The 8467-nt window shown below is 52.3% G+C and carries 6 protein-coding genes; all 6 read left to right on the forward strand.

Annotated features, from left to right (window positions below; translation table 11 throughout):
• The first annotated feature begins 12 nt into the window (after positions 1 to 12).
• Positions 13 to 795: a formyltransferase family protein gene (locus tag HMPREF2954_RS08550; protein ID WP_045073589.1), complete on the forward strand. Its 783-nt coding sequence runs from the start codon at positions 13 to 15 to the stop codon at positions 793 to 795.
• Entirely contained in the window at positions 788 to 1963 is a 1176-nt protein-coding gene (locus tag HMPREF2954_RS08555) for a DegT/DnrJ/EryC1/StrS family aminotransferase (protein ID WP_045073592.1), read from the forward strand. Before HMPREF2954_RS08550 ends, HMPREF2954_RS08555 begins: the two co-directional genes overlap by 8 nt.
• A gap of 195 nt (positions 1964 to 2158) precedes the next feature.
• Complete coding sequence (locus HMPREF2954_RS08560; protein WP_070689089.1) at positions 2159 to 4051, forward strand: polysaccharide biosynthesis protein; 1893 nt, start codon at positions 2159 to 2161, stop codon at positions 4049 to 4051.
• Between the two features lie 91 nt (positions 4052 to 4142).
• A complete protein-coding gene (locus HMPREF2954_RS08565) occupies positions 4143 to 5276 on the forward strand; it encodes a polysaccharide export protein (protein WP_039405720.1) in 1134 nt (377 codons plus the stop codon).
• Between the two features lie 159 nt (positions 5277 to 5435).
• The gene (locus tag HMPREF2954_RS08570) at positions 5436 to 5882 is read left to right on the forward strand and encodes a low molecular weight protein-tyrosine-phosphatase (protein ID WP_045073623.1); all 447 of its coding nucleotides are present in this window, start codon (positions 5436 to 5438) and stop codon (positions 5880 to 5882) included.
• A gap of 48 nt (positions 5883 to 5930) precedes the next feature.
• On the forward strand, positions 5931 to 8123 hold the full coding sequence (locus HMPREF2954_RS08575) for a polysaccharide biosynthesis tyrosine autokinase (protein WP_045073597.1): 2193 nt from the start codon (positions 5931 to 5933) through the stop codon (positions 8121 to 8123).
• The last annotated feature ends 344 nt before the right edge of the window (positions 8124 to 8467 follow it).

The following is an 8467-nucleotide window of genomic DNA, read 5'->3' on the forward strand; positions in this document are numbered from 1 at the left end:
AAGGACTATTTCATGACAAAAATATTATTCATGGGACGTAAACGGCTTTCCGCCAACCTGCTCCGGCTCTTATCTTCACAAAACGGCATCGAAATCGTCGGCGTACTGACCGACAGCCACCTGCAAGGCTCACCGACGGCTGCCGCCGCCAAAGAATTGGGCTTGCCGCTCTACACTTTCGACACCGCCTTGGAAGCAATGAAAGAAGGTCGTCTGAAATACGACTTGGGCTTGTCCGTACTCTACTGGCGCAAACTGCGCGACGAATTCCTGACCGTCCCGCGCTTGGGTACGATCAACTTCCACCCGGCCCTGTTGCCCGAATACAAAGGCACGGGCGGCTACAACCTTGCCATCATGGACGAATTGTCCGAATGGGGCAGCACCGCCCACTACGTCGATGCCTCCATCGACACCGGCGAAATCATCGAAGTGGACCGCTTCCCCATTGATTCTTCTGCCGAAACCGCCCAATCGCTCGAACGCAAGACCATGCAGGCATTGGAGCCGTTCGCACAACGCATTATCGCCCGCGCCGTCGAAGCGCAAGCCAAATTGCCGACCACGCCCAACATCGGCGGCCGCTACGTCAGCCGTGATGAAATGGAAGCGATGAAGCAAATCCATGACGGCGACGATGTCGAGAAAAAAATCCGCGCCTTCTGGTTTCCGCCTTACGACGGCGCATACATCGAAATCAACGGTCAAAAATACACCTTAATCAACCGCCAACTGCTGGAAGAAGTCGCCCCCAAAGACTCCACCAGCCTTTTCGCAGGAAAAGCCAATGCTTAACACATCCCTCTCCCCGTGGCCGAGCTTCACCCAAGAAGAAGCCGATGCCGTTTCCAAAGTCCTGCTGTCCAACAAAGTCAACTATTGGACGGGCAGCGAATGCCGCGAATTTGAAAAAGAATTCGCCGCCTTCGCCGGCACGCAATACGCCGTTGCCCTCTCCAACGGTACGCTGGCACTCGATGTCGCACTTAAAGCAATGGGCATCGGCGCAGGCGACGATGTCATCGTTACCTCGCGCACCTTCCTCGCCTCCGCTTCCTGCATCGTTACCGCAGGTGCAAACCCCGTGTTCGCCGACGTGGATTTAAACAGCCAAAATATCAGCGCGGAAACCATCAAAGCCGTGCTGACGCCGAATACCAAAGCCATCATCGTCGTCCACCTCGCCGGTATGCCTGCCGAAATGAACGGCATCATGGACTTGGCAAAAGAACATGATTTATGGGTTATCGAAGACTGCGCCCAAGCGCACGGCGCAAAATACAAAGGCAAATCCGTCGGCTCCATCGGACACGTCGGCGCATGGTCGTTCTGCCAAGACAAAATCATGACCACCGGCGGCGAAGGCGGCATGGTCACCACCAACGACAAAGAGCTGTGGAGCAAAATGTGGTCGTACAAAGACCACGGCAAAAGCTATGACGCCGTGTACCACCGCGAACACGCCCCCGGCTTCCGCTGGCTGCACGAAAGCTTCGGCACCAACTGGCGCATGATGGAAATGCAGGCAGTCATCGGCCGCATCCAGCTTAAACGTATGCCCGAATGGACGGCACGCCGCCAAGCGCACGCCGCCAAGCTGGCAGAAAGCTTAGGCAAATTCAAAAGCATCCGCCTGATTGAAGTCGCCGACTACATCGAACACGCGCAATACAAGTTCTACGCCTTCGTCAAACCCGAACACCTGAAAGACGGCTGGACGCGCGACCGCATCGTCAGCGAACTGAACGCGCGTAAAGTCCCCTGCTATCAAGGAAGCTGCTCCGAAGTCTATTTGGAAAAAGCCTTCGACAACACGCCGTGGCGGCCGAAAGAGCGGCTGAAAAACGCCGTCGAACTGGGCGACACCAGCCTGATGTTCTTGGTGCATCCGACGCTGACCGACGACGAAATCGCGTTCTGCAAAGAACACATCGAAGCTGTGTTGGCAGAAGCCACAGCATAAAGTACAAACCGCCGCGCCCGTATCATCGGGACGGCGGCGGTTTACCGCTTCAGCCGAATAAAAAAGGGAACCGGCAAGCAGCCGACACATACGGAAAACCAATGCTCCGTAGCAACAAACGTCTTTTCAGACGACCTTCGTATGGCTGAGGTCGTCTGAAACCCTGTCCGACAACATTACTCAGAATATACCAAAATGAATTTGGAAACCCTGTTATCCCTGCCCCGCAACGTCAAAAAAACCTTCTTCGTCATCCATGATATTTTGATGGTTTTTATCGCCTTTTGGTTTGCACAAAGCCTTAAAGCCCAATATTCCGACGAATGGGCAAGCATGGCGAACTGGCTTGCCTTCGGCTCGACCGCCTTTTTGACCATCGCGCTGTTTGTCAGACTGGGGCTGTACCGCGCCGTTACCCGCTTCGTCAGTACCCGCGTCCTGACCGCCGCCGCATTCGGCAGCCTGATTTCGGCCGTCTTGTTCTGCCTGACTACCCTGATTTTTGAGCGCAAGCTGCACCTTGCCCTGCCCGTCGTTTATTTCTTGCTGCTGGTCGTCTGTATTACCAGTTCGCGCATGATTCTGCGTGCCATCCTGACCGACCGCCACAAAAAACAAATGGTGCCCGTCATCATTTACGGAGCAGGACAATCCGGCCGCCAACTGTTGGAAGCCATCAAACAGGTCAACGAATATTCCGCTGTCGCCTTTGTGGACGACAACCCCAAAATCCGCCGCACCGTCATCTACGACCTGACCGTCTATGGTCCTGAAGACATCCAATCGCTCATCGACCGCTACGGTGTGGAAAAAATCCTGCTCGCCATCCCCAGCTCCACTCAGGAAGAACGCCGCCGCATCATCCAAAGCCTCGAAAAATACAAATGCGAAGTACTGACCATCCCCGGCATGAAAGACTTGGTGGACGGCAAAATCAAAGTCAGCGCGCTGAAAAAAATCTCCGTCGTCGATTTACTCGGCCGCGATCCCGTCGCCCCGCGCCCCGAACTCATGGGCGCGGACATCACCGGCAAAACCGTAATGGTAACAGGTGCGGGCGGGTCCATCGGCTCCGAACTCTGCCGCCAAATCCTGAAATGCCGCCCGTCCAAATTACTGCTGTTCGAACTGTCCGAGTTCTCCCTGTACAGCATAGACAAAGAATTGCGCGAAACTCAGGCAGCCGCCGGCAGTCAAATCGAAGTCGTCCCCCTGCTCGGTTCCGTGCAAAACAAAGAACGCCTGACCAGCGTCATGACCGCGTACGGCGTTGAAACCGTCTATCACGCCGCCGCCTACAAACACGTCCCCATGGTCGAGTTCAACACCATCGAAGGCATCCGCAACAACGTCTTCGGCACGCTCTTGTGCGCGCAGGCCGCCGTCGAATCCGGAGTCAGCACCTTCGTGCTCATCTCCACCGACAAAGCCGTACGCCCGACCAACACCATGGGCGCCAGCAAACGCATGGCGGAACTCTGCCTGCAGGCACTCGCCGCCGAACCCGGCCAACAGACCCGCTTCTGTATGGTGCGTTTTGGCAACGTTTTAGGCTCCTCCGGCTCCGTCGTCCCCGTGTTTGAAAAACAAATCGCCGAAGGCGGCCCCATCACCCTGACCCACCAAGACATCACCCGCTACTTCATGACTATCCCCGAAGCCGCCCAACTCGTCATTCAAGCGGGCGCGATGGGCAAAGGCGGCGACGTATTCGTGTTGGATATGGGCGAATCTGTTAAAATCATTGACTTAGCCAAACAAATGATTACGCTTAGCGGCCTGAAATTGAAAGATGCCCAACATCCCGACGGCGATATCGAAATTAAAATTACAGGACTGCGTCCGGGCGAAAAACTTTACGAAGAGTTGCTCATCGGAGACGAAGTGCAAAAAACCACTCATCCCCGAATTATGACCGCCAGCGAAGTAATGCTGCCATGGGCGCAATTAAATGACATAATTATGCGTATGGACTTAGCGTGCTCAAATTCAGACCAACAAACCCTGCGCGCCCTGCTGCTTGAAGCCCCTGCCGGCTTTAATCCCAAAGACGATATTTGCGATTTGGTTTGGCAGCAGACACATTAAACACCCTACCGATAAAGTAAGATACCCTACAAAAAAGGTCGTCTGAAAGTTTTCGGACGACCCCGATGATAAGATTGACAAGGATACCGACATGAAAAAACAGCTTGCCTTTATCAGCCTGTCGCTGATGGCACTGACCGCCTGCAACAGCACTACCGTCATACCCGGCTCCACCATCAACACACGCAACAAAGCCATCATTTACGATAATGACGAAACCGTAGCAGACACCAAATTCGACAAGCGAGTTGCCATCTATCCGATTACCTTCGGCCTCGTTGAAAAAATGCGCAAACCGCCGGTGTTATCGCAAACCAACGCAGCCCTCGAACACAGCAGAGCCGCCTACCGATACCATATCGGCAAAGGCGACGTATTGAACATCATGGTCTGGGCGCACACCGACCTCAACTCCCCCGTCCAACAAAGCAGTCCGCAAAGCAACCAAGTCAGCCGAGGCGCCTGGGTGGACGAAAGCGGCTACATCACCTACCCGCTGGTCGGCAAAATCCAAGCGCAAGGCAAAACCATAGACGAGCTGCAAAACATCCTGACAAGTCGTCTGAAACGCTATCTTAAAAACCCCCAAGTTACCATCAACGTAACCGAATTCCGCTCGCAACGCATTTCCATTTCCGGAGCTGTCGGACAAGCCGGACAACTGCCGATTACCAACGTCCCCATGACCATCCTCGATGCCGTCAATCAAGCGGGCGGCGTGGCGCAAAACGCAGACACCCACAACGTCAAATGGACGCACAACGGCGTTGACCGCACCATCTCCCTGCAAAACATCATGCAGTACGGCGATATGTCGCAAAACCACCTCTTAAGCAATGGCGACATCGTTTACATCCCCAACAACAGCAACAGCAAAGTATACATCATGGGCGAAGTCGGCCGCCAAGCCACCCTGCCTATCGACAATCACGGCTTAAATCTCACACAGGCACTGGGTGAGGCCGGGGGGATGAACCAAACCCAAGCCGATGCAACCGGCGTATTCGTCATCCGCCGCGCGCCTGAAGACGCAGTCAAACCTATCCACATTTACCAACTTAACCTGAAAGACGCGACTGCTTACGCATTGGGTAACGACTTTGACCTTCGCCCCAACGACATCGTTTATGTAACTGCCGCACCGGTTACCCGTTGGAACCGCGTAGTGTCTCAATTAACCAGTTTCGTAACCAACGTCAACTCTATCGACAACACATTCAAATAACCTGACAGCCTGACAGCAGCCGTTGTCAGGCAAATAGTGGTTCGGGTACGAATCGTCTGAATGGTGCATGAACAAAATTACCATCCGGACCGAAAAATATCCGACCGCAAACTGTTTTATAATGATTTGACCCTACAAGAAAAAAATACCGCTTCCCTTATGTTTCAAAATATTTTAGTAGTATGTATGGGCAACATCTGCCGTTCTCCGACAGCAGAACGTATTTTGCAGAAAAAACTGCCCAACCACCGTATCAGTTCTGCCGGCATTAACGCATTGGCAGGAAAAGATGCAGACTTCCAAGCCATTAAAACCGCCCTCAAACACGGTATCATCGTCGCAGGACATACCGCCCGCCAACTCACACCCAAAATGTGCGACGAAGCGGATTTGATTTTGGTCATGGAGCCGGCACATATTGACATGGTTGCCGACATCCAGCCGTCTGCGCGCAGTAAAGCCTTTTTGCTTGCCCAATGGCTGCCGAAAAAAAATATACCCGACCCATTCAAACAAAGCAGTGAAATGTTCGAAGCGGTCTTCCTACAAATCGAACAAGCCGCCAATACATGGGCGGATAAACTGAGCGGACAGGCAGAGCAATAATCTCCATCCTCCGCACAACAGAACCCGTTTTAAGAAGAAAGTCCACTGATGTACAAACAATATCCCTCATCAGCCCCTGCCGGCAACGACGAAATCGACTTCGGCCAACAAATGCAAAGCCTGTGGCAAAACAAAAACAAAATCGCCGCCGCAATCTTGGCAGGCGGATTGGCAGGTGCCGTAATCGGTTTGGCCTCCACCCCGCTCTATCGTGCCGACGCCATGTTGGAAATCGAAACCAAACAAAACCAGATTCTAACCGAAATCAACAATATGCTTTCCAACGAACCTGCACCGTCCGAAGCAGAAGTGGAGCTCGTTCAATCTCGTTTGGTATTGGGCAAAACCGTTGAAGACCTGCAACTTGATCAAGAAATCAAAGCCACCTACTTCCCGATTTTCGGGAATATGGTGCACAACCTCAGTAGCAGCGACGACCCGATGTTAAAAATCGGCGCGTTCACCGTTTCTGAGGACTGGATCAACAAACCCTTCAAACTGACTGTCAAAGACAGCAAAACCTACCTGCTGACACTCCCTGACGGTACGACTAAAGAAGGCCATGTCGGTGCGCCCCTTAAAATCAATAACGAAACCGTTCTAAAAGTCGACCGCATTCTTGCTGAGGCAGATCAAGATTTCGAGCTGACCAAATTCTCCAAACTCAGTGCTATCGAAAATCTGAAAAACAAGCTCTCGGTCATCAGTAAAGGTAAAACCAGCCCCATCATCAACCTTTCCTATACCGATACTGATCCTAAAAAAACCAGCACTATTCTCAACAGCATCGCTGACAATTACGTCTCCCAAAACCGCGAACGCGATGTTCAAGTCGCTTCCAGCGGCTTGGCGTTCATTAGCGAAGAATTGCCTCGTCTGAAAGAAACCCTGCAAGATGCGGAAAACAAACTCAACGCCTACCGCGAACGATCCGGTTCTCTAGACATTCCGCTTGAGTCCAAAGGCGCGCTTGAAAGCCTGACCAGCATCGAAACCCAAATCACCCTGCTCAAAACCGAAGAAGCAGGTTTGGCAGAACTATACACTCCGGAGCACCCTTCCTATAAAGCCGTTTTGGACAAATTGGCGGTACTCGAACGCGCTAAGAGCAAAATTAACCAGCAAATCGCCGGCCTGCCCAACACCCAGCAGGAAGTCATCCGCCTGACCCGCGACGTAGAAACCAACCAAGCGACCTACGTCCAACTCTTGGCGAAACAACAAGAACTCAACATCATGAAAGCCAGTGCGCAAGGCAACGTCCGTGTCGTTGACCATGCCTACACGCCGGAAAAGCCGATTGCCCCCCGCAAAGCCGTTATCACAGCGTTGGGCGCGCTTGCCGCAGGCGCACTTGCCTCCATGTGGTTCCTACTGCAAGGCCGCATGCGCCGCGGCATTACGTCGTCTGAAGAAATCGAAGCCCTCGATCTCGAAGTTTCGGCACTTATCCCGCATTCAAAAACCCAGCAAAAACGCGACCTTATCAAACGCAAGTTCAAATCGCTCAAAGGACGTTCCACCTATCTTTTGGCAAACGAAGACAGTACCGACATCGCCGTCGAAGCCATCCGCGCCCTGCGTACCAACATTTACTTCTCCATGCTGGACGCCCGCAATAATATCCTCATGATTACCGGTGCGGCTCCGGAAGCAGGTAAATCCTTCATTTCCGCCAACCTTGCCACCGTGATGGCGCAGTCTGGCAAACGCGTCCTGCTGATTGATACCGATATGCGCAAAGGTTATCTGGATCAGTTGCTGAACGTAACACCTGAATTCGGCCTGTCCGACATTTTGTCCGGAGAAGTTTCCCCTGCCCAAGCCGTTATCCAGACCAATATCCCCAACCTGCACCTCATCAGTGCCGGCAGCTATCCTAAAAATCCGTCCGAGCTACTGATGGACAACCGTTTCAAAGAACTGTTGTCAAACGCGCAAAAACGTTACGATTACGTCATCATCGACACCCCGCCTGTTTTGGCGGTAACCGATGCCGTCGTTGTCGGACAACATGCAGGCACAGTCCTTCTGGTCAGCCGCTACGGCAACACAACTGCCAAAGAGCTGGCTATCAGCGCGGAATGCCTGCGTCAAAACAAAATCACCATCAAGGGAGTTATCCTCAATGGCATGAAACGCGAGGCTAACAGCACTTACGACTACTACTATTCTTACATCACGCCTACCGAAGGCAAAAAAACCGCCAAAAAAACTACGTCAGAAAAACCAAAAGCCTGACGATAGGTAAGGTTTGTCATCAAAAAAGGTCGTCTGAAAATTTTCAGACGACCTTTTTATCATCAACACAGTCAATTCAAAGAAAAGCCCCAATTCCATCATTTTTGCCATAGCCTGCCCCGCATAAGCATAAGCAGGGTGCAACGCCGATATGGGTATTTTCGATTCTGCTGAATCGGTCTCAAACCAAATCATTTTTTCACAGGCAACGCCCTCGCTATATTTTGCAATAAATATCAGCAAGGCACCATACTGCCATCAGATTTTGCTTAACGGCTTTTCAGACGACGTTGCCAATATCTTTGTATATTCAATTAAAATCAAAATAGGACAGTAGCGCATCG

It is taken from the genome of Neisseria sp. HMSC067H09 (assembly GCF_001814135.1).
Taxonomy (GTDB): domain Bacteria; phylum Pseudomonadota; class Gammaproteobacteria; order Burkholderiales; family Neisseriaceae; genus Neisseria.